At 69.9% G+C, this 20,834-nt stretch carries 23 protein-coding genes and 1 tRNA gene; 20 read left to right on the plus strand and 4 right to left on the minus strand.

Annotated elements, in window-relative coordinates; genetic code table 11:
• Positions 1–189: 189 nt before the first annotated feature.
• The 7 genes from rplU (at position 190) to ACIBI5_RS00110 (ending at position 7,766) form a co-directional block, all read left to right on the plus strand.
• A complete protein-coding gene (gene rplU, locus ACIBI5_RS00080) occupies positions 190–492 on the plus strand; it encodes a 50S ribosomal protein L21 (protein WP_183647442.1) in 303 nt (100 codons plus the stop codon).
• Positions 493–511: 19 nt separating this feature from the next.
• Entirely contained in the window at positions 512–769 is a 258-nt protein-coding gene (gene rpmA / locus ACIBI5_RS00085) for a 50S ribosomal protein L27 (protein ID WP_184973142.1), read from the plus strand.
• Positions 770–1,324: 555 nt separating this feature from the next.
• The gene (gene obgE / locus ACIBI5_RS00090; protein WP_397241537.1) at positions 1,325–2,677 is read left to right on the plus strand and encodes a GTPase ObgE; all 1,353 of its coding nucleotides are present in this window, start codon (positions 1,325–1,327) and stop codon (positions 2,675–2,677) included.
• 477 nt (positions 2,678–3,154) lie between these two features.
• Positions 3,155–4,273 carry a glutamate 5-kinase gene (gene proB, locus ACIBI5_RS00095; RefSeq protein WP_397110527.1) on the plus strand — a complete coding sequence of 373 codons (1,119 nt, stop codon included), beginning with the start codon at positions 3,155–3,157 and terminating at the stop codon, positions 4,271–4,273.
• A 15-nt stretch (positions 4,274–4,288) separates the two neighbouring features.
• Positions 4,289–5,575, plus strand: coding sequence for a glutamate-5-semialdehyde dehydrogenase (locus ACIBI5_RS00100; RefSeq protein ID WP_397241539.1), 1,287 nt, complete (start codon positions 4,289–4,291; stop codon positions 5,573–5,575).
• Positions 5,576–5,601: 26 nt separating this feature from the next.
• Complete coding sequence (locus ACIBI5_RS00105) at positions 5,602–5,826, plus strand: hypothetical protein (RefSeq protein ID WP_397241541.1); 225 nt, start codon at positions 5,602–5,604, stop codon at positions 5,824–5,826.
• 95 nt (positions 5,827–5,921) lie between these two features.
• Positions 5,922–7,766: a protein kinase gene (locus tag ACIBI5_RS00110; RefSeq protein ID WP_397241543.1), complete on the plus strand. Its 1,845-nt coding sequence runs from the start codon at positions 5,922–5,924 to the stop codon at positions 7,764–7,766.
• A 153-nt stretch (positions 7,767–7,919) separates the two neighbouring features.
• On the opposite strand, the gene ACIBI5_RS00115 is transcribed toward ACIBI5_RS00110, so the two are convergent.
• Positions 7,920–8,942 (minus strand): M48 family metallopeptidase, encoded by a 1,023-nt coding sequence (locus ACIBI5_RS00115; RefSeq protein ID WP_397241545.1) that lies wholly within the window; start codon positions 8,940–8,942, stop codon positions 7,920–7,922.
• Between the two features lie 87 nt (positions 8,943–9,029).
• Between ACIBI5_RS00115 and nadD the strand changes: the two genes are divergently transcribed.
• The 4 genes from nadD to ACIBI5_RS00135 are packed head-to-tail and all read left to right on the plus strand — an operon-like array spanning position 9,030 to position 12,592.
• Positions 9,030–9,644, plus strand: a complete 615-nt coding sequence (gene nadD, locus ACIBI5_RS00120; RefSeq protein WP_379619193.1) for a nicotinate-nucleotide adenylyltransferase — start codon at positions 9,030–9,032, stop codon at positions 9,642–9,644.
• 25 nt (positions 9,645–9,669) lie between these two features.
• Positions 9,670–11,541, plus strand: a complete 1,872-nt coding sequence (locus ACIBI5_RS00125) for an ABC transporter ATP-binding protein (RefSeq protein WP_397241547.1) — start codon at positions 9,670–9,672, stop codon at positions 11,539–11,541.
• A 38-nt stretch (positions 11,542–11,579) separates the two neighbouring features.
• Positions 11,580–11,975 carry a ribosome silencing factor gene (rsfS, locus tag ACIBI5_RS00130; protein ID WP_184973159.1) on the plus strand — a complete coding sequence of 132 codons (396 nt, stop codon included), beginning with the start codon at positions 11,580–11,582 and terminating at the stop codon, positions 11,973–11,975.
• Positions 11,972–12,592 carry a histidine phosphatase family protein gene (locus tag ACIBI5_RS00135; protein ID WP_397241549.1) on the plus strand — a complete coding sequence of 207 codons (621 nt, stop codon included), beginning with the start codon at positions 11,972–11,974 and terminating at the stop codon, positions 12,590–12,592. Before rsfS ends, ACIBI5_RS00135 begins: the two co-directional genes overlap by 4 nt.
• On the opposite strand, the gene ACIBI5_RS00140 is transcribed toward ACIBI5_RS00135, so the two are convergent.
• Complete coding sequence (locus ACIBI5_RS00140; protein ID WP_397241551.1) at positions 12,589–12,750, minus strand: hypothetical protein; 162 nt, start codon at positions 12,748–12,750, stop codon at positions 12,589–12,591. The two genes, ACIBI5_RS00135 and ACIBI5_RS00140, sit on opposite strands and share 4 nt — an antisense overlap.
• Before the next feature lie 43 nt (positions 12,751–12,793).
• Between ACIBI5_RS00140 and ACIBI5_RS00145 the strand changes: the two genes are divergently transcribed.
• The 8 genes from ACIBI5_RS00145 (at position 12,794) to ACIBI5_RS00180 (ending at position 18,761) form a co-directional block, all read left to right on the plus strand.
• Positions 12,794–13,315, plus strand: coding sequence for a TetR/AcrR family transcriptional regulator C-terminal domain-containing protein (locus tag ACIBI5_RS00145; protein ID WP_397241553.1), 522 nt, complete (start codon positions 12,794–12,796; stop codon positions 13,313–13,315).
• 65 nt (positions 13,316–13,380) lie between these two features.
• Positions 13,381–13,453 (plus strand) — tRNA-Ala (locus ACIBI5_RS00150).
• 490 nt (positions 13,454–13,943) lie between these two features.
• Positions 13,944–14,525 (plus strand): helix-turn-helix domain-containing protein, encoded by a 582-nt coding sequence (locus ACIBI5_RS00155; protein ID WP_397241555.1) that lies wholly within the window; start codon positions 13,944–13,946, stop codon positions 14,523–14,525.
• On the plus strand, positions 14,525–14,974 hold the full coding sequence (locus tag ACIBI5_RS00160) for a HEPN domain-containing protein (protein ID WP_397241557.1): 450 nt from the start codon (positions 14,525–14,527) through the stop codon (positions 14,972–14,974). Before ACIBI5_RS00155 ends, ACIBI5_RS00160 begins: the two co-directional genes overlap by 1 nt.
• 19 nt (positions 14,975–14,993) lie before the next feature.
• The gene (locus tag ACIBI5_RS00165; RefSeq protein ID WP_397241559.1) at positions 14,994–15,467 is read left to right on the plus strand and encodes an AAA family ATPase; all 474 of its coding nucleotides are present in this window, start codon (positions 14,994–14,996) and stop codon (positions 15,465–15,467) included.
• Positions 15,468–15,516: 49 nt separating this feature from the next.
• Positions 15,517–16,980 carry an APC family permease gene (locus ACIBI5_RS00170; protein WP_397241561.1) on the plus strand — a complete coding sequence of 488 codons (1,464 nt, stop codon included), beginning with the start codon at positions 15,517–15,519 and terminating at the stop codon, positions 16,978–16,980.
• Between the two features lie 10 nt (positions 16,981–16,990).
• Positions 16,991–17,428 (plus strand): hypothetical protein, encoded by a 438-nt coding sequence (locus tag ACIBI5_RS00175; protein ID WP_397241563.1) that lies wholly within the window; start codon positions 16,991–16,993, stop codon positions 17,426–17,428.
• Between the two features lie 4 nt (positions 17,429–17,432).
• On the plus strand, positions 17,433–18,761 hold the full coding sequence (locus ACIBI5_RS00180) for a dipeptidase (RefSeq protein WP_397241565.1): 1,329 nt from the start codon (positions 17,433–17,435) through the stop codon (positions 18,759–18,761).
• On the opposite strand, the gene ACIBI5_RS00185 is transcribed toward ACIBI5_RS00180, so the two are convergent.
• Positions 18,758–19,519 (minus strand): sulfite exporter TauE/SafE family protein, encoded by a 762-nt coding sequence (locus ACIBI5_RS00185; RefSeq protein WP_397241567.1) that lies wholly within the window; start codon positions 19,517–19,519, stop codon positions 18,758–18,760. The two genes, ACIBI5_RS00180 and ACIBI5_RS00185, sit on opposite strands and share 4 nt — an antisense overlap.
• Before the next feature lie 9 nt (positions 19,520–19,528).
• On the minus strand, positions 19,529–20,062 hold the full coding sequence (locus ACIBI5_RS00190) for a hypothetical protein (protein ID WP_397241569.1): 534 nt from the start codon (positions 20,060–20,062) through the stop codon (positions 19,529–19,531).
• A gap of 18 nt (positions 20,063–20,080) precedes the next feature.
• On the opposite strand from ACIBI5_RS00190, the gene ACIBI5_RS00195 reads away from it, so the two are divergent.
• The gene (locus ACIBI5_RS00195; protein ID WP_397241571.1) at positions 20,081–20,833 is read left to right on the plus strand and encodes an SDR family oxidoreductase; all 753 of its coding nucleotides are present in this window, start codon (positions 20,081–20,083) and stop codon (positions 20,831–20,833) included.
• Position 20,834: the final 1 nt, after the last annotated feature.

A 20,834-nucleotide genomic window follows, 5' to 3' on the forward strand; every position in this document is an offset into this window, starting at 1 on the left:
TCGATCCGTCCGGTTCGACCAGGGCACCGCTCATCCGGTACCCTAGTCAATCGGTGCGTCCAGCGGCGCGCCCTGTTCGCGCGCCTCTCGGATCGTCGGTTTTCCCGACAGGTTCCGAGTGCTGGGCGCAGCATTCGGTGGCCGCCGATGTGATCGGTGACCACAAGCAGACAGTAGAAGGGTTCCGCGGTGTACGCGATCGTTCGTTGCGGCGGCAGGCAGCAGAAGGTCTCCGTCGGTGACGTCCTCGAGGTGGACAAGGTCGCCGGCGAGGTCGGCTCTTCGGTTTCGCTGCCGACGGTGCTCGTCGTCAACGACGGCGATGTGACCACGGAGGCGGGCAAGTTCCTGGTGAGCGCCGAGATTCTCGGTGAGACCAAGGGTCCCAAGATCCGCATCCTCAAGTACAAGAACAAGACCGGTTACAAGAAGCGCCAGGGTCACCGTCAGCGGTACACCCAGGTGAAGATCACCGGCATCAACCAGGCCTGAGTCACGGGAGTTTTGCGAGATGGCACACAAGAAGGGCGCGTCGTCCACCCGGAACGGCCGTGACTCCAACGCACAGCGGCTCGGCGTCAAGCGGTTCGGCGGCCAGCTGGTCAACGCGGGCGAGATCATCGTCCGCCAGCGCGGCACCCACTTCCACCCTGGCGACAACGTCGGGCGTGGGGGCGATGACACGCTGTTCGCGCTGGCTGCGGGGCACGTGCAGTTCGGGCGCAAGCGCGGGCGTCGTGCGGTGAGCATCGTTCCGGTCGCGGAGTAAACCAACGCCGACTGACGTTCCTAAGGGGTGGGTCACTTGACCCGCCCCTTTAGGCGTTCCAGGGGCCCTTTGAGTTCTTTGGGCTTTGGTGCTGTCGGCTGCGGTGCCTTGGGTTTGGTGTCTTGGGGTTTGGTGCTTTTGGGTTTGGTGCCTTTGGGTTACGGCAAGCCAGCCTCCCGCCACCCGCCGTCGTGGGCTCGCGCCGATCGTGGGGATCGCTTCTCACGTCGGACGTGGTGCCCGCCGTAACGGCGGTGTGTCAGGCGGGTACCGTGGCTCGGCTGAGCGCCGTACCTGCGGCGCCGGGTTCCGCCGCGCGGCTTCTCGCCGTGCGGCGCCGGACAAGCGTGGGTGGGCCGGGGTGACAGCGCCGAGATACCCGATGCGCGCGCCTCGCGGGGTGTGGCAGGGCAGCCCTTTGGCGCACGAGGTCACGGTGCCGGAGGCCGCGGCGTCAGGTGCGGCGGTGCGGTGCTCACGCGGGCTGGGTGTGGGATTGAGCTGGGAAGATGGACTTGTGTTCCGTTCGGGAGCACGTGGGAGTAAGGGGCGGTAATGCCGGACTTCGTGGACCAGGTGGTTCTGCATGTCAGGGCCGGTGACGGAGGGAACGGCTGCGCCTCCATCCACCGGGAGAAGTTCAAGCCGCTCGGCGGCCCCGACGGGGGCAACGGCGGGCGGGGCGGGGATGTGATCCTGGAGGTCGATCCCAATACCGCCACCCTGCTCGAATATCACCGGCGGCCGCATCGCAAGGCGGACAACGGCAAGCAGGGGCAGGGGTCAAACCGGGACGGGGCCAACGGCGGCGACGTGGTGCTCACGGTGCCCAACGGGACCGTGGTCAAGGACGCCGACTCCGGTGAGGTGCTGGTCGACCTTGTGGGGGCCGGGACCCGGTATGTGATCGCCGAGGGCGGGCACGGCGGGCTTGGGAACGCGGCGCTGGCCAGCACCAAACGGAAGGCGCCCGGGTTCGCGCTGCTCGGGGAGCCCGGTGACGGGCTGGACGTGATGCTGGAGCTCAAGAGCGTCGCGGATGTGGCGCTCGTCGGGTTCCCCAGCGCGGGGAAGTCGTCGCTGATCGCGGCGCTGTCCGCCGCCCGGCCCAAGATCGCGGACTATCCGTTCACGACGCTGATCCCCAACCTCGGCGTGGTCACGGCGGGGGAGACCATCTTCACCGTCGCCGACGTACCTGGGCTCATTCCGGGGGCCTCGCAGGGCAAGGGGCTCGGGCACGAGTTTCTGCGGCACGTGGAGCGGTGCGACATGCTCGTCCACGTCATCGACTGCGCCACCCTGGAGCCGGGACGCGACCCGATCACCGACTACGAGGTCATCGAGGCGGAGCTGGCGGCCTACGGCAAGCTGGAGGACCGGCCCCGCATGGTCGTCCTCAACAAGGCCGACGTGCCGGACGCGCGCGAACTGGCCGAGATGGTACGCGCCGAGTTCGAAGACAAGGGCCTGCGCGTCTTCGTCATCTCGGCGGCCACGCATGACGGCCTGCGCGAGCTGACGTTCGCGATGGGCGAGTGGGTCGCCGCGGCCCGCGCCCAGAAGCCGATCGAGGAGCCCACCCGGCTGGTCATCCGGCCCAAGCAGCTCGGCGAGACCGGGTTCAGCGTGCGTAAGGTCAGCGAGAACCAGTTCCAGGTCACCGGCGAGAAGCCGGAACGCTGGATCCGCCAGACCGACTTCACCAATGACGAGGCCGTCGGCTACCTGGCCGACCGCCTGGAGCGACTCGGCGTCGAGGAAGCCCTGGCCAAGGCGGGAGCGGTCACGGGCGCCGAGGTGATCATCGGCTCCATGGAAGGCGGCTACATCTTCGACTGGCAGCCGACCCTTTCCGCGGAATCCGCCCGCCAGGGGCCTCGCGGCTCCGATTCCCGCTTCGCCTGAGCGACCTTTCCGTCCGTTGCGGCCTGCTCCTTCCATCCGTTGCGGGCCGGGCGCTCCTTCCATCCGTTACGGGCCGCGCGCTCCTTCCATCCGTTACGGCAAGCCGCCCCCACCCCCGCCCGCCGACGCGGGCCGGGGTGTCGGTGCGGCGCCCGACAGCCGGACGTGGCGCTCTCCGCAACAAGCCCCGGGAACCCGGCTGACGGGGGCTGTCGCCCGGGCCACAAGCCCGGAGGGCAGGCGATGCCCGGCCACCGGCCACCGGCCACCGGCCACCGGCTGGTGGGCCGGCCGATGGGTCATGTGGGTCGGACCGCTCAGTGCCAGGACAAGCCATGTAGGCCTGAACGACCCGGCGACGGGGCGAGCGGGGTGACGGGGGTTGGGTGCTGGTCGTTGGTGGGGTGGGTTTCTGACCTGTTGCCGGGCTCTGATACTGGCAGGCGGGGAGTTGGGTGGCTCGGATAGGGTCGTTGGGTGCGAGATCGGATCAGCTCCGCGTCCAAAGTTGTCGTCAAGGTCGGCTCTTCGTCGCTGACCACCCCCCAAGGCACCATCGACGTCGACCGGGTCGACGCGCTCGTTGACGTCCTGGCGGCGCGGCGTGGGGTCGGGGCGCAGATCGTGCTGGTGTCGTCGGGGGCCATCGCCGCCGGGCTCGGGCCGCTCGGGCTGGCCGTACGACCGCGGGATCTCGCCACCCAGCAGGCCGCGGCGTCCGTGGGGCAGGGGGTGCTGGTGGCTCGCTACACCTCGTCGTTCGCGCGTTATGGCCTGCGGGTGGGGCAGGTGCTGCTGACCGCCGACGACATGATGCGGCGCTCTCACCACGTCAACGCCCAGCGCACCCTGAACCGCCTGCTTGAGCTGGGCATCATGCCGGTGGTCAACGAGAACGACACCGTGGCCACCGACGAGATCCGGTTCGGCGACAACGACCGGCTGGCCGCCCTCGTGGCCCATCTGACCAGGGCGGACGCGCTGGTGCTGCTGTCCGATGTGGACGCGCTCTATGACGGGCCGCCGAGCCGGGCGGGTTCGCGGCGGCTGGCGGAGATCCGCGGGCCGGAGGATCTGGTGGGCGTCGAGCTGGGCAGGAACGGCGCGGCCGTCGGGACCGGCGGGATGATCACCAAGGTCCAGGCTGCCAAGATCGCGACCGGAGCGGGGATACCCGTGGTGCTGACCGCCGCCGCCCACGCCGCGCAGGCGCTGGCCGGGGCCGATGTGGGCACGTACTTTCACCCGGGCGGACGGCATCCGGGCACCCGGCTGCTGTGGCTGGCCCACGCGACGACCGGTCGCGGGCGGCTGCACCTGGACGACGGTGCCGTGGAGGCGATCGTCACGCGGCGCAAGTCGCTGCTGCCCGCGGGGGTGACCTCCGTGGAGGGCGATTTCTCCGCCGGTGACCCGGTCGACCTGTGCGGGCCGCGCGGGCGGGTGGTGGCCCGGGGGCTGGTGAACTTCGACGCCGTGGAGATTCCCGGGCTGCTGGGGCGTTCGACGCGAGAGCTGGGCAGCGAGCTCGGTCCGGAATATGAACGCGAGCTGATTCACCGCGACGACATCGTCATACTGGAGGCTCACCAGTAGCGAATGGAGCGTGCGATGTCCGATGAGTTCCTGAAGGTGGCCCATGCGGCACGAGAGGCCGCCGCCGAGCTGGCCCCGCTGCCGCGGGCGCCGAAGGACCGGGCGTTGCGCGCGATCGCCGACGCGCTGGCCGAGCAGGCCGCGCAGATCGTCGAGGCCAACGCCAAGGACGTGGAGCGGGCCCGCGAGCAGGGCACCTCAGAAGCGATGATCGACCGGCTGCGGCTGGACGTGAAGAGGGTGGAGGCCATCGCCGAGGCCGTCCGGCAGGTGGCCGACCTGCCCGATCCGGTCGGTGAGGTGCTGCGCGGCAGCACGCTGCCCAACGGGCTCGAACTGCGCCAGCTCCGGGTGCCGCTGGGCGTGATCGGCATCATCTACGAGGGCCGCCCCAACGTGACCGTGGACGCCGCGGCTCTCTGCCTCAAGAGCGGCAACGCCGTTCTGCTGCGCGGCTCGTCGAGCGCTTATGACTCCAACACGGCGCTGGTGCGGATCATGCAGGAGGCGCTGGAGGCGACCGAGGTGCCGTCGGGCGCGGTGCAACTGGTGCCGGGGCAGACGCGCGAGTCGGTCAAGGAGCTCATGCGGGCGCGCGGGCTGGTCGACGTGCTGATCCCGCGGGGCGGCGCGTCCCTGATCAACTCGGTGGTCGAGGAGTCGACGGTGCCGGTGATCGAGACCGGGGTCGGCAACTGCCACGTGTACGTCGACGCCGAGGCCGATCTGGACCTGGCGCTCGACATCCTGGTCAACTCCAAGGCGCAGCGGCCGTCGGTCTGCAACGCGGCCGAGACGTTCCTCGTGCACGCCGACGTGGCGGCGGAGTTCCTGCCCAAGGCGCTGGCGCGGCTGGCGGAGGAGGGCGTGACCGTGCACGGAGACGAGCGGGTGGCCGCCCATCCCGGTGTGGTGGCCGCGACCGAGGACGACTTCTACGCCGAGTACCTCTCGCTGGACATCGCCGCCGCCGTCGTCGGCTCGCTGGAGGACGCGGTGGCGCACATCAGGAAGTACGGCTCCGGCCACACCGACGCGATCGTCACCCGGTCGCAGCGGGCCGCCCGCCGGTTCGTGGCGCTCGTCGACTCGGCGGCCGTGGCGGTCAACGCCTCGACCAGGTTCACCGACGGGGGCGAGTTCGGGTTCGGCGCCGAGATCGGGATCTCCACCCAGAAGCTGCACGCGCGCGGCCCCATGGGGCTGCCGGAATTGACGTCAACTAAGTGGATTTACACGGGCGAGGGACATCTGCGCACGTCAGAAGGCACGGTCATCTCAGCGTGTCAAGGTGGCAACTGAGAGTGACGTTGACTTGACTGGGGCGCATGGAGATTGTGATCGCCCTGGTCTTCGCCGGTGCCGTGCTGTTCGGCGCCGACCGCCTGCTGCTGTGGCTGGAGAGCCGCGGGCACGTCAACTGGCGCCGCAAGGGGCGTAGGGACCTGTCGAAGGAGCCACGGACGGAGCTCGACGACATCTTCAGCGACACGAGCTTCCGTGACGAGAGCTTCGGTGACGAGAGCAGCCTCCGCGATAAGACCAAGCGATAAGACCAAGCGATAAACGTACGGCGCGCCTCGGGCGCTATCGGGGCACACCCCGCTAGGGTTGTGCCCCTTATGGGTGCGCCGAGCGGGGAGGGACGGTGAGCAAGCTCGGCAAGGTCGGGCCGTACACCCTTCTCGAACGGCTCGGCAGGGGCGGTATGGGCGAGGTGTACCTCGCCGGCACCCGCCGTGGCGAACGGGTCGCGATCAAGGTTCTCCGGGATCTGGTCGAGGATGAGTCCGCCCGCATTCGCCTGGAACGTGAGGTGCGCGCGCTGCGCCGGGTCGAGAGCCCCTATGTGGCCAAGGTGTTCGACGCCGATCTCGACTGCGCGCGGCCGTACCTCGTGATGGAGCACATCGAGGGCGCGACCCTTCTTGAGCTGGTACGGCGGAGCGGCCCCCTCGACGTCGGCGGCCTGGTCGACCTGGCGCACGGCATCGCCACCGCGCTGGCGATCACGCACGCGGCCGGGGTGATCCACCGCGATCTCAAGCCGGCCAACATCCTCATGAGCGAACGCGGGCCGGTGCTCATCGACTTCGGCATCGCGCAGGTGCTCGACGCGACCCGGCTGACCATGACCGGCACCTTCCTCGGCACCCCCGGCTACACCGCTCCGGAGATCTTCGCCGACGAGCAGGTCGAGTCGCCCGCGGACGTGCACGCGTGGGCGGCGACGGTGGCGTTCGCGGCGACCGGGCGGCCGACGTTCGGGCGGGGGACGGCCGAGGCGCAGATGTACGCGGTGCTGAACGGGCAGGCCGACCTCAAGGGCGTGCCGGTGGAGTTGCTGCCGCTGGTGCGGGCGGCATTGCACCGCGAGCCCGCCAAGCGGCCGACCGCCGCTCTGCTGACCGACCGGCTCTCCCGCCTGGCGCGGGCGACCGCCGCGGACGCGCCGCCGGTCGAGCGCGAGGACGGGCGCAAGATCACACCGGAGGTGCCGTCGCCCAGGGGGCGGGTGCGGGCGAAGGCCAAGGAGGAGTCCGCGCGCGGGCGGGTGGGCGAGGACGTCGCGACCCCGCCACCGCGTACGCGGCAGCCGCGGGGCAGGGGTAAGGACGAGCCGAACACGCCGGTGCCCAGGGGGCGCGGCAAGGACGATCCCGGCACGCCGGTGCCGCGCGGCCGCGCCGCCAAGGACGAGGCGGCGCGAGCGCGGGCGGCCAAGGACGAGCCGGCGCGGAGCCGGGCGGTCAAGGACGAGGCCGTGCGGAGCCGGCCGCCGAAGGAGGATCGGGGCCGTACCTCCAAGGAGGATCTCGCGCGCGGGCGGGCCAAGGAGGAGCTGGTGCGGGCGCGGTCCAAGGAGGAGGCGCCGCCGCGTACCCGGGCCAAGGCCGGTGACAACCCCAAGACGCCGGTGCCGCGGGTCCGGGCGAAGACCGGCGAGCGGCGCACGCGCGGCCGGGAGGCGACCACGTTGCCCGCGGGCAACACCGCGTTGCTGCTGCTCGCGGTGCTGGCGGTGCCGTGCGTGGTGGTGTCGGTGGTCTATCCGATCGCCTCGATCGGGATCACGACGGCGCTCGTGGTGCTGACCAGGACGTTGTGGATGAGTCACTGGATGGTGCGGAACCGGGCCGGCAAGCGGATCCGGGTGCTGCTGCGAGCGGTGCTGTTCCCGTTCGCGCTGGCCGGGTCGGCCGTCACCGCGGTGGTGTGGCCGGGCGCCCCGGTCGCCGTCGTGGCCGGGGGCGCGCTCTGGGTGACCGGCGGCGGCGAGATCGCCTCCGACTGGTGGCAGCAGGCGGCGCCGGTGACGGTCGCCGCCGTGGTGTTCGGGGTGTTGTGCGGGGGAATCACCGGGCGCGAGATCGAGCGGATCGGCGCCCGGCTGCCGAACCTGCGCCGGGAAGGCCTACGCGCCCTGGCGGTGCTGGGCGGGTTCGTCGCGTTGTGCGCGGCCGCGGTCAAGGCGATCGAACTGCTGCTCTGAGATGCGGCGGGGTACCTCTGTCACGGTGCACGGACCGCCGTGACGGCGGGTACCCCCGTCCGACGTGAGAAGCGACCCCCACGATCGGCGCCCGCCGGCGGCGGCGGGTGGCGTGAGGGTGGCTGCGCCGTAAGGGAGGAAAAGCCCTTTGATTCAGTTGTCCCTGCGGGAGAAGCGGTTGAAGATGCGCTCTCCGGCGTTGACGGCGCCCTCGGCGACGTCGCGCAGGACGCCGATGAACGGGTCCTGGGACTCCGACCAGGAACGGCGGTAGGACTCCGCCGCGGCCTTGATCTCGTCGGTGACGCGGGCGTCGGCGTCGTCCTCGCGGCGCGGGTAGTCGCCGCCGATGATGCGGTCGTACTCGCCGCTGCGCTGCCACTTGTCCAGTTCGGCCACGCGCACCACGGCGAACGGGTGGGTGGTGCCGAGCAGGTTGAGCACCTTCAGGAAGCCGTCGCGCAGGTCGCCCGCGGTGTCGTACTCCTGGTACTGGGCGAGGAAGGCCTCGATGTTCATCTCGTGGGTGTAGTCGCCGCCGGCGAGCTTCATCAGCGCGCGCTTGGCGGCGTCGGGGTCCTGGCCGGTGAGCAGGCCGCCGCGGTCGGAGGACAGCTCCGACTTGCGGTACCACTCCTCGAGCCCCGCGACGATCGCGCGCAGGCCGATGTAGCCGAGCGGGATCCAGGCCACGCGCGTGGCGAGCGTGGTGAGGATGTCGAGCATGGTGCGGTAGACCGCGTGGCCCGACAGGATGTGCGAGGTCTCGTGGCCGATGACGAAGCGCTGCTCCTCCTCGTTCATGAGGTTGAGCAGGCCGGTCGTCACGACGATGAACGGGTCGTCGAAGCCGATGGCCTTGGCGTTGACGGAGGGGTCCTGCTGCACGTAGATCTCGGGGATGCGGTGCAGATCCAGGATGTACGCGGCGTCGCGCCCCATGTCGTGCAGCGAGCGGAACTGGGTCTCGCTCACCCGCACGGCCGAGGCGAGGTACATGAGGCGGAGCCGCCGCTCGCTTACGAGGCCGGACATCTGCTTGAGAACGGTGTCGAACCCACTCAGCTTACGCAGAGCGACCAGAGCGGACCGGTCTGCGGGGTGTTCGTAGGCACGAGACGAGATGCCGGGTAGTTGGATGCGGTTGCGATCCGGGGTGGTCGTCATGCCCGGCATGCTACGTCGGCTGCGGGAGTGATGCGCGGTTCCTTGGTAAGGGGGTGGCTATGAGGCGGTGTACGGCTGGCGCGTAAGGTCCCCATCATGATGAATGCGCCCATGGTGCAGGGGAAGCGCCGTGTGGGGGTGATGGGTGGGACGTTCGATCCCATCCACCACGGCCACCTGGTCGCCGCGAGCGAAGTGGCCCACCATTTCGACCTCGACGAGGTGGTGTTCGTGCCTACGGGCCGGCCGTACCAGAAGTCCACGCGCGAGGTCAGCGCGCCCGAGGACCGCTATCTCATGACGGTCATCGCGACGGCGTCGAACCCGCGCTTCTCGGTCTCGCGGGTGGACGTGGATCGGCCGGGGCCGACCTACACCATCGACACCCTGCGTGACATCTCGGAGATCTACGGGCCGGACTCGGACCTGTTCTTCATCACCGGCGCCGACGCGCTGGAGGCGATCCTCGGCTGGCAGGACGCCGACGAGCTGTTCGACCTCGCGCATTTCGTCGGTTGTACGCGGCCGGGGCACACGCTGCACGATCCGGGGCTGCCCGCGGGCAAGGTGACGTTGCTGGAGATCCCGGCGCTGGCGATCTCCTCTTCGGAGTGCAGGCAGCGCGTGGAGAAGGGCGAGCCGATCTGGTACCTGGTGCCGGACGGGATCGTGCAGTACATCGGCAAGCGGAATCTCTATAGCGCCGGATAACGGCTTTTATGGCGATCATGGGGATATGGCAGACGACTCCCTCGACGGACTGGAGCTCAAAGAGGAAGCCTGGTGGGCGCACGACGCGGAGGTCACCGCGTCCGGGTTGTTCACCATGCTGCGGCGGCTTCCCTCGCTGATCCGCGACGTGCTGGTGCTCAGCTGGCGTACCAGCCGGGCGGACACCGTCGTCATGATGAGCTCCACGCTGGTGTCGGAGGTCTTCACCGCGATCGGGCTGCTGGCCACGACGGACGTGCTCATGCAGTTGTTCTCCGCCGTGCCCACGCCGGAGCGGCTGGTCGCCGCTGTGCCCGGCATCGTGGCGGTGGTCGGCGCGGCCGTGCTGCGCTCCGCCTTCCGCGAGGCCGGTCAGTGGGCGCGGGACCGGCTCGATCCGCTGCTCATGCAGACCGTCCACAACCGGATGGTCAGGCTGACCACCGGGGTGGAACTGGTCGCGTTCGACGACCCGGTCTTCCATGACCAGATGCAGCGGACCTCGATGACGGCGGTGCGCGGGCCGTCGATGTTGTTGTGGGCGGTGATGTCCACGCTTTCGGGCTTCATCGGCCTCGCGGCGGTCTCGGGGGCCCTGGGGGTCCTCCATCCGGTACTGCTGCCGCTCATCCTGCTCGCGGCGGTGCCCAGCACGTGGGCATCGGTACGCGTCGCCCGGGTCAACTACCAGGTCACCGCCGGGATCGCCGCCGCCAGGCGCAGGCAGGGCACGCTGCAGGACCTCATGACCGAGCGGCCCGCCGCCGCCGAGATCCGCTCCTACACGATGCGCTCGTACCTGCTGGCCGAGTTCGCCCGCATCTACCGGTGGGTCACCCGCTACGAGCTGCGCGCCGTACGCCGCCAGCAGATCGCCGGGATCTGGGGCAGCCTGTTCGGCGGCCTGGCCACCGGCCTCGTGTACGGGGCGCTCGGCCTGCTGCTGTGGACCGGGCAGGTGCACCTGGCCGTGGCGGCGACCGCCGTACTGGCCATCCAGCGCGCCGGCAGCGCCACCTCGCAGGCGCTCCACGGCGTCAACCGGGCCTACGAGGCGGGCCTGTTCTACGAGGACTACGTCCACTTCTGCGCCGACGCCGAGGCCCGCGCGGAGGTCTCCGGCAGTACGGCCCCGCCCGCCGAGCCCGACCGCGTCCGCGTCGAGGGCGTCGACTTCACCTACCCGGCCGCCGACACGCCCGCGCTGACCGGCGTCTCCATCAGGATCGAGCCCGGTGAGATCGTCGCGCTGGTCGGGGAGAACGGCTCGGGCAAGACCACACTGGCCAAGATCATCGGTGGGCTCTACCTGCCCGACTCGGGAACCGTCACCTGGGGCGGCGTCGACGAGCGCCGGATCGACCGGTCCGCGTTACGCGAGCGGATCGCGGTCATCGCCCAGGATTTCACCCACTGGCCCCTGACCGCCGGGCAGAACATCGCGATCGGGCGGCACGACTCGGGCGAGTCGCTGGACGCCGCGCTGACCGCCTCGGGGGCGGACGCGGTCGTGGAGCGCCTGCCGTACGGGCTGGAGACCATGCTCGACCCCAGCTACAAGGGCGGGACGGAACTGTCGGGCGGGCAGTGGCAGCGCATCGCGGTCGCGCGCGGCCTGTACCGCGACGCGCCGCTGCTCATCTGCGACGAGCCCACCGCCTCCCTCGACGCGCGGTCGGAGCACGCGATCTTCGAGAGCATCCGGCGCCACGCCGTGCAGCGGACCGTCCTGATGATCACCCACCGGCTGGCGAGCGTGCGCTGGGCGGATCGCATCTACGTGCTCGAACACGGGAAAGTAGTGGAGGAGGGAACCCACGTCTCACTCATGGAACGTTCTGGCATCTACGCCGAGATGTTCACTCTGCAGTCGAGGGCCTACACCGAGGAAGGGTAATCTCATAGGTAACCGATAGAGGAGGACTGACCCGCATCGTGACCGCATCCGACAGAGCCGTCCAGCTCGTCAAGATCGCCGCGGAGGCCGCGGCCGACAAGCTGGCCGATGACATCCTCGCCTACGACGTGAGCGAGCAGCTCGTCATCACCGACGCCTTCCTGCTCTGCTCCGCCACCAACGACCGCCAGGTCCGCGCCATCGTCGACGAGATCGAAGACAGGCTGCGCATCGAGGCCGACATCAAGCCGGTACGCCGCGAAGGTGAGCGCGAGGGGCGCTGGGTGCTCCTCGACTACATCGACCTCGTCGTCCACGTCCAGCACGAGGAGGACCGCACCTTCTACGCGCTGGAGCGCCTGTGGAAGGACTGTCCGGCGATCGGCCTGCCGGAGAGCGTGACGCACGCCAACATCCAGCGGGCCCGCTCTTGAGTAGACGCATCGTCTGCCTGAGGCACGGCCAGACCCTGTGGAACGTCGAGCACCGCTTCCAGGGCCACACCGACATCGCACTCGACGAGACCGGCCAGGCCCAGGCCGCGAGGGCGGCGTCGCTGCTGGCCTCCCTGAAGCCCAGCCTCATCGTCTCCTCCGACCTGAGCCGGGCCCACGACACCGCGTCGGCGCTCGCGCGGATCGTCAAGCTCGACGTCTCCGTCGACAAGGATCTGCGCGAACGCGGCGGCGGCGCCTGGGAAGGGTTGACCAGGGAGGAGATCCGGGCCCGCTGGCCCGAGGAGTACATCGCCTGGGAAGCCCCGGACGGCGAGCCGGTCACCGAGGTCGCGGCCCGGGTCGTCGCCGCGATGCGCCGGTGGGCGGCTCAGCTCGACGACGACGGCCTGCTCGTCATCGCCTCCCACGGCGCGGCGCTGCGGCTCGGCATCTGTGAGCTGCTGGGCCTGCCCGAGGAGCTCTGGCACACGCTCGGCGGCCTCGGCAACTGCAGCTGGTCGGTGCTGGAGGAGGGCCGCAAAGGCTGGCGCCTGCTGGAGCACAACGCCGGAACGCTGCCGGAGCCGGTCAACAGTGACGACATCGAGACCTAGAGACTGATCGCCTCGGCCGCCTTGCTCGTGTTCAGGAGCCCGGGCGGCACGAGGCGGAAGACCTGGTTGCGCATCCAGATGTGGGTGCGTTTCGCGGGAACCAGGAATCCGTCGGCGCCTCTCGCCTGCTTCTGACAGATCTCCACGTAGGGACGCATTCTCGCTTCGTAGCCTTCCAAGGCTCTTTCCGGAGGGCCCACGATGGCCCTGCACCGGCACGTGCGGGAGATGGTCGATCAGGTGTACGGCGAGGCCCGGCTGCCCGCCCGCGTACCGGACGGCTGGCAGAAGCGGATCGAACTGTCGCTCAGGCTGCAGTGGGGCGTGCACCGGAGACATCCGTGGCTGGCCTGCGCCTATCCGCTGACCAGGCCTCACCTGGGGGCCAACGGGTTGGCTCACACCGAGTGGATCATGCGAGCGATGTCGGGACTGGGGCTGGACCCGAACACCATGTTGCACGCGACGGTGTCCCTGGCGGCGTTCGTCAGAGGCCTGGCGGCCAACCTGGAGCCGGAGGCGCGGGCCGTACAGGACACAGGGATGAGCGACGACGAGTGGATGGCCACGAGAGAGGCAGCCCTGAACAAGCTGATGCCCGCCCACCCGACCTTGGCCGCGGTCCTCCGCGACCAGCACTTGGACCTGGACCTGGACACCCTGTTCGAGTTCGGCCTGCGACGGCAGCTGGACGCACTGGAGGCGCTGGCGAGGACCGATTAGGCGAAACGACGGGATGCCGATATGCTCTCCGAGCGCCGCAACGAGCAGGCTCGAAGCGGTGACCAGGGGCTATGGCGCAGTTGGTAGCGCGCTTCCATGGCATGGAAGAGGTCTGGGGTTCGAATCCCCATAGCTCCACAGGCAAGGTCTTTCATATTGGCGCGCTTCGCGCATCCGGGATTCCAGGCGTTTCTCCAGTCGAGCTGAAGCTCGACCCCTGAAGGTCCTCCCTCCGGTCGGGCGCTTTCCCGGGGCAAAGGCATGGTGCTTCGCGCGTTCTTCCAGTCGGGGCACGGCCCCGACCCCTGGTCGTCCTCGCCGCGCTCGGGCGTTCTTCTTGAGCTACCACCCGTTGCCCGGCTGGGTGGTTAGGCCGTTGGAGCCCGCCCCGGTCAATGGTCCTCGCTTCGCTCGGGCGCCTTTGATCGTGCGCGCCTTCGGCGCGCGGCTTGCGCGTGTAGGAAGGCCATGAAGGCTGAGTCCCGATTGGGGCGGCTGTGCGCTCTGTCACCCGCGGCACGAGTTTCGGCTAGATACGGTCATCGCGTTGAGTCTGCGGAGTTGGTGAGTCCGGCCTTCAAGGTCGGAGCTGGTGACACTACGCATAGATGGGTGATAACTTTCATCTATGCGTAGTGAGTCGCCTCCTCTACTGCCGATCTTCCGGTCGCGGCATCAGGCGGACCTGCTCACCCTGCTCTACCTTCACCCCGACCGCGAGTTCACCGTCACCGAGCTCGCCGGGAAGATCGGGGTTCCGCTGACCACGATGCAGCGGGAAGTGGGGCGGCTGCTGGAGGCCGGGCTGTTGCGCGGGCGCAAGGTTGGGCGGGCCCATCTGATTCGGGCCACGGTGCCGGGGCGCTATGCCCGGCCGCTCACCGAGCTCCTGACGCTGGCGTTCGGGCCGCACCTTCTCGTCGAACGGGAGTTCTCCGGACTTTCCGGCGTGGACGCGGTGGCCATCTTCGGGTCCTGGGCGAGCCGGTATCTCGGTGAGCCGGGTCCGCCGCCGAACGACATCGATGTCCTGGTGGTGGGCGCGGCTTCCCGGGCTGATGTCTATGAGGCCGCCGAGCGGGTGGAGGACGGGCTGGGGATTTCCGTCAATCCGGTTCTCATGACGCGTGAGCGTTGGGCGAAGGCCGCTGATCCGCTTGCCAACCAGGTCCGGGCTTCGCCGCTGGTCTGGGTTCGGGAGGCGGAGTGATGCGGTGGAACCAAGGGGAGGCGGTGGTGGAGCGGCTTCTCGCGGAGGGGCGGCTTCAGAAGGTCACGGGTTCCGCCGCTGACGGCACCGAGTGGGTGGAACGCGCCGGGCGCACTCTGAGAACGGCCCACGGGATCGCCGACGACCCCGACAGCGCCTTCATCCTCTCCTACGACGCGGCCCGGCACGCCTGCACGGCTGTGCTGGCACACCAGGGCCTCCGGCCCACCACCGCGGGCGGGCACTACGTGGTGGAGGAAGTGCTGCGGGCCCAGTTCGGCCATGCCTTCAGGGACTTCGGCGCGCTGCGGCGCCGCCGTAACGAGATCGAGTATCCGGTACGGCCCGGCGACGACGTCGAACAGGACGAGGCCGAGGCGGCGACCGCCACGGCGGAACGGCTGATCGACGCGGCGCGCAAGCTCCTGCCCAGCCTGTCTCTCTTCTGATGCGGTGCCCGGAGGAGAGATGAAGGCGCTGCTGATCGTGTTGTGCGGCCTGCCAGGTTCGGGAAAGACGACGCTCGCCAAGCGGCTGGCCGCCGAACGGCCCGCGGTTCGCCTGTGTCCGGATGAGTGGCTGGCGAGGCTGGGCATCGATCTTTATGACGAGGGCGCCCGGGAGCGTCTTGAGGGGCTTTTCCGGGAGCACGCGTATGAGCTGCTGAGTTTGGGCCAGACGGTGATCCTGGAGTTCGGGTTCTGGGCTCGCGAGGAGAGGGACGAGGTGCGGCTTCGGGCCCGCGCGATCGGGGCCGGGGTCGAACTGCGGTATCTGGACGTGCCGCTCGATGAGCTGTGGCGGCGTCTGGAGGTTCGCAACGGCACGGGAACGCCGGACACCGTCGTGATCACCAAGGCCATGATCGGGCAGTGGGCCGGCCAGTTCGAGGCGCCCGGTCAGGACGAACGCGCCCTGTTCGACATGCCGCGGAGTCCCTAGGAGTTTGGTTACCCATTGTGATGGTTATGTCACGGTGGGGGGTAGTCGAATGAGCTCTGTCGATGTTCCGGGGGATTCGGGAGCGGCGCCGAAGGCGGCGGTCGCGGCCAAGCCCGCCACCGCGTGGATCTCGTGGGTCGCGCTGGCATTCATGATCACGAGCTCGGTCGCCAGCCTGCGCTCCGCGCCCAGCATGGCCGTGTACGGGCTGGCGGCGATCTTTCTCTACGTGGTTCCGGCGATCGTGTTCCTGCTGCCCACGGCCATGGTCTCGGCCGAACTCGCCTCCGGCTGGAGCGGAGGGGTCTACAACTGGGTCAGCCAAGGACTGTCGAAGCCCCTGGGGTTCCTGGCCGTGTGGTGCCAGTTCGCGATGACGATCTTCTACTATCCGACGCTGCTCGCCTTCGTGGCCAGCACCTTCGCGTACGTCATCAACCCCGAGCTGGCCGGTAGCGGGCTCTACACGGCGATCGTGATCGTGGTCGTCTACTGGGCGGGCGTCTGGGTGTCCAGCCAGGGGACGAAGACCGTGGCCGGGTTGTCCAGCGCGGGTCTGGTGATCGGCACGCTCATCCCCGGAACGGTGCTGATCCTGCTCGGGATGGTCTTCCTCGGCCAGGGCAACCCGTCGGCCGCGCCCATGGACGCGGCGCACATCCTGCCGCCGTGGGCGGGCATCGCCAGCCTGGTGCTGATCGTCAACAACTTCCTGTCGTACTCGGGCATGGAGATGAACGCGGTCCACGTCTCCAGCCTCAAGAACCCGGCCAAGGACTTTCCGCGGTCGATGTTCCTCGCGGTCGGGCTGGTGCTGGTGATCTTCATTCTGCCCGCGCTGGCGATCAGCTGGGTGGTTCCGGCCGACAGCACCAGCCTCACCGCCGGGGTGATGCAGGCGTTCGACACCATGTTCGCCCACTTCAGCGTGCAGTGGCTGACGCCGGTCTTCGGGTTGATGATCATCGCGGCGTCGCTGGGCGGCATGCTGACCTGGCTGGCCGGGCCCTCCAAGGGCGTGCTGATGATCAGCCGTGAGGAGGGCTGGCTGCCGCCGTCGCTGCAGAAGCTCAACAAGCACGGCATCCAGCAGAACATCCTCGTCGCCCAGGGCGTCGTCACGACGGTCATCGCGCTGCTGTACGCGTTCATCCCGGACGTCTCCAGCGCCTACTGGATCCTGTCGGTGATCACCACGCAGATCTACCTGATCGTCTATCTGCTGATGTTCGTCGCGGCGGTACGGCTGCGCAGAACCCAGCCCGACCACCCGCGCGGCTTCCGCGCCCCGGCCCTGGGCCTGCTCTGCGTGGTCGGCTTCCTGGCCTCGGCCGCCGCGATGATCATCGGGTTCGTGCCGCCGTCGCAGTTCGGCTCCGGGAGCCCGCTGGTCTACGTCCTGATCGTCGGCGGCGGGCTGATCGTGGTCGGGCTGGCGGTGCCGTACCTGCTCATCAAGCTCAGCAGGCCCTCCTGGCGTGACCCCGGGCGGGCCGCCGCAGAGGGCGAGTGAGGGGAACGTCATGGGGGCACACGCGCGCGTCATCGACGGGGAACGGCGCAGCCGGTGGATCACCTACACCGCGACCGGCCTGCTCGTGGTGGTGGTCCTGATCATCATGGCCATCATGTGGGGCACCCGCACGGCCAACGCCACGGCCACCGCGCAGAGCAAGGCCAAGCAGCTCAACGAGGAGCTCGTCGCGGCGGGGCTGAACCCGGTCGATCCCGACGTCCTGACCAAGGCGCTGGGCACCAAGGGCGGTCAGTTGTGCGCCGACCCCGCCGGTACGGTCGCCAAGGTCGCCGCGCTCACCAACGGCGCCGCCGGGCCGGGGCAGCGGCCGATCATCGCCGGGCAGCGCCTGATCGAGGGGGCCGGGCTGGCGGTGAAGGTGTACTGCCCGGACAAGCAGCAACAGTTCGCCCAGGCGCTGGCCGGGCTCCACCTCGAAGGGTGATCCGATGGAGTTGCGTGAGCGCGTCGCCGCGCTGATGCCGCGGGCGAAGAAGGATCTGGCCGAGCTGGTGGCGTTCCGGTCGGTGGCCGACGCGCGGCAGTTCCCGCCGGAGGAGTGCGAGAAGGCCGCCCAGTGGGTGCTGGACGCGTTCGCCCAGGTCGGTTTCAGCGGCCTGCGCCTGGCCGAGACCGCCGACGGCAGCAAGGCCGTGTACGGCGAGCGCCCCGGCCCGCCCGGCGCCAAGACGGTGCTGCTGTACGCCCACTACGACGTCCAGCCGCCCCTGGACGAGGACGCCTGGAACAGCCCGGTCTGGGAGCTGACCGAGCGCGACGGCCGCTGGTACGGCAGGGGCGCCGCCGACTGCAAGGGCAACATCCTCATGCACCTGACCGCGCTGCGCGCCCTCGGCGACGACGTGCCGGTCGGCCTGAAGCTCATCGTCGAGGGCTCGGAGGAACAGGGGACCGGCGGGCTGGAGGACTTCGTCCCCAAGAACGCCGACCTGCTGCGCGCCGACGCCATCCTGGTCTGCGACACCGGCGGCGCCGCCGTCGGCCGGCCCGCGCTCACCGTCAGCCTGCGCGGCCTGGCCAACGTGGTCGTCTCGGTCGAGGCGCTCAGCAGCGAGATGCACTCCGGCATGTTCGGCGGCGCCGCCCCTGACGCGCTGGCCGCGCTCATCCACATGCTCTCGTCCCTGCGTGACGCCCAGGGCAACACGACCGTCGACGGCCTGGACAACACGCAGACGTGGAGTGGTGCGCCGTACCCCGCCGGGCAGTTCGCCGCCGACGCGCACATGCTGAACGGCGAGACGCCGCTCGGCGACGGGACCGTCTCGGACATGCTGTGGGCGCGGCCCGCGCTGACCGTGCTCGGCATCGACTGCCCGCCCGTCGTCGGCTCGGCCTCGGCCATCCAGCCGCACGCCAAGGCCCGGCTCAACCTGCGGGTGCCGCCCGGCACGGACCCGGTGCGGGCCCAGGACGCGCTGATCGCGCACCTGGAGGCGGCCGCTCCGTGGGGCGTGCGCGTGACGGTGGAGCGGGAGGCTTCCGGCCAGCCGTTCCTGGCCGAGACCGGCGGGCCCGCCTACACCGCGCTGCGCGGCGCGATGAAGGACGCCTACGGGGTCGAGTCGGTCAGCCTCGGCCAGGGCGGATCCATCCCGCTGTGCAACGTCTTCCGCGACACCTACCCGGACGCGGAGATCATCCTCATGGGCGTCGAGGAGCCGCTCACGCTCATGCACGCGCCCAACGAGAGCGTGGACCCGGACGAGATCGCCCGCATGGCCCTCACCGAGGCCCTCTTCCTGCAGAGGTACTAGGCGCGGGCCAGCAACTGGACCAGTGCCACGGTGCCGACGGCCACGACCAGGGTCCGCAGCACCGCGGGGCTGAGCCGGCGGCCCAGCGCCGACCCCGCTCGGCCGCCGATCGCGGAACCCACTGCCAGCAGGCCCACGGCGGTCCAGTCGAAGTCGGCGGCGAGCAGGAAGAAGAGCGCGGCCACGGTGTTGACCACGGCGACCAGGACGTTCCTGAGGGCGTTGAGCCGCTGCATGTCCTCGTCGAGGAGCATGCCCATCAGGGACATGTAGATGATCCCCTGGGCGGCGGCGAAATAGCCGCCGTACACGCTGGCCAGCGTCAGTCCCGTCAGCAGCACCGGGCCGCCGTCGGGGTCGGCGCTTCGGTCCCGGCGGCGCCGTACCGCCTTGGCGATCCAGGGCTGTAGGACGATCAGGACGAGCGCGAGGCCCACCAGCACGGGCACGATCGTCTCGAACGCGGCGGCCGGCAACACCAGCAGCAGCGCCGCCCCGGTGACTCCGCCCACCAGCGCGCCCGCGCTCATCCGCAGGATGCGCCGCCGCTGGCCGCGCAGTTCCTCGCGGTAGCCGATGGCGCCGCTGATCGAGCCGGGGATCAGGCCGAGGGCGTTGGAGACCGTGGCGGTGACCGGGGGCAGGCCGGTGGCCAGCAGGACCGGAAACGTGATCAGTGTCCCGGAGCCGACGACGGTGTTGATGGCCCCCGCCCCGGCGCCGGCGCCGAACACGGCCAGCATTTCCCCAAATGTCACACAAGCAGCCTAGGAACCCGACACTTCACCCGCGGTCGAACGATGGAGGCAGATGCAGTTGCGGTCGTTCTGGGGTGGGTCGATGACGTGGGCCGAGAGCGGGGTGAGGAGCTCTTCCATGGCGCGGGCGGCGGTCACCGCGGACTCGGTGACCGTGTAGACGTCGGTGGCGTCGTGGACGCTGATCGTGAGGGTGGTGGCCGTCGCCCAGACGTGGGCCGGGTGGCCGGCCAGGGTGACCCAGCCGGGCTGGTCCAGGTCGGGGTGGCCGGGGATCGGGCTGGGGAACAGGGCGTACTCCTGGACGGTGTAGCCCTGGCCCGGCACTGCCTGCGGGGTGCCGGGCGGGATGCGCTTGACCGGCAGGCCCAGCACGGTCAGGATCCCGGCCGGGTCTTCGGTGCGCAGCGCGGCCAGCAGGCGGTCGCCGTCGTTGGAGTGGCCGCCGTAGGCGCGGCAGAAGTGGAAGTACGCCAGGCTGTTCGCCCACCCGTGCAACTGCTCGGGAGTGTGGGTCTCGTAGAGGTACTCGTCCCAGGTCATGATGGTAGTTTGCCGGGCATGACCAAGGCATCCAAGGTCGCCGTCGTCACCGGGGCGGGGTCCGGGATCGGGCGGGCCGTCGCCAGGGGGCTGCGCGGGGCCGGCTACGCGGTGGTGGCCGCGGGGCGGCGGGAGGAGACGCTGCGGGAGACCGCGGGCCCGCCGGACGAGGGCGGGTGGCTGGTCGTCCCCGCCGACGTGCGGGACGAGGGGTCGGTGGCGGCGCTGTTCGGGGCCGTGCGGGAGCGGTTCGGACGGGTCGACCTGCTGTTCAACAACGCCGGCACGGGTACGCCTCCGGTGCCCGTGGACGAGCTCGACGTCGAGCAGTGGCGTACCGCGGTGGACACCAACCTCACCGGCTCCTTCCTGTGTGCCAGGCAGGCGTTCGGGATCATGCGGCGGCAGGATCCGCGGGGCGGGCGGATCATCAACAACGGGTCGATCTCGGCCCACGCGCCGCGGCCGTTCAGCGCGCCCTACACCGCCACCAAGCATGCGATCACCGGGCTGACCAAGGCGTTGTCGCTGGACGGCCGGCCGTACGACATCGTGTGCTCGCAGATCGACATCGGCAACGCCGCCACCGAGATGACGGCGAGGATGGCGCAGGGCGTGCTGCAGGCGGACGGGACGACGGCGCCCGAGCCGCGCATGGACGTGGAGCACGTGGTGAGCGCCGTCCTCTACATGGCGGGGCTGCCGCTGGCGGCGAACGTGCAGTTCATGACCGTGATGGCGACCACGATGCCGTTCGTCGGCCGGGGCTGAG

Origin of the sequence: Nonomuraea sp. NPDC050540 (assembly GCF_044457485.1) — a bacterium.
Taxonomy (GTDB): Bacteria; Actinomycetota; Actinomycetes; order Streptosporangiales; family Streptosporangiaceae; genus Nonomuraea.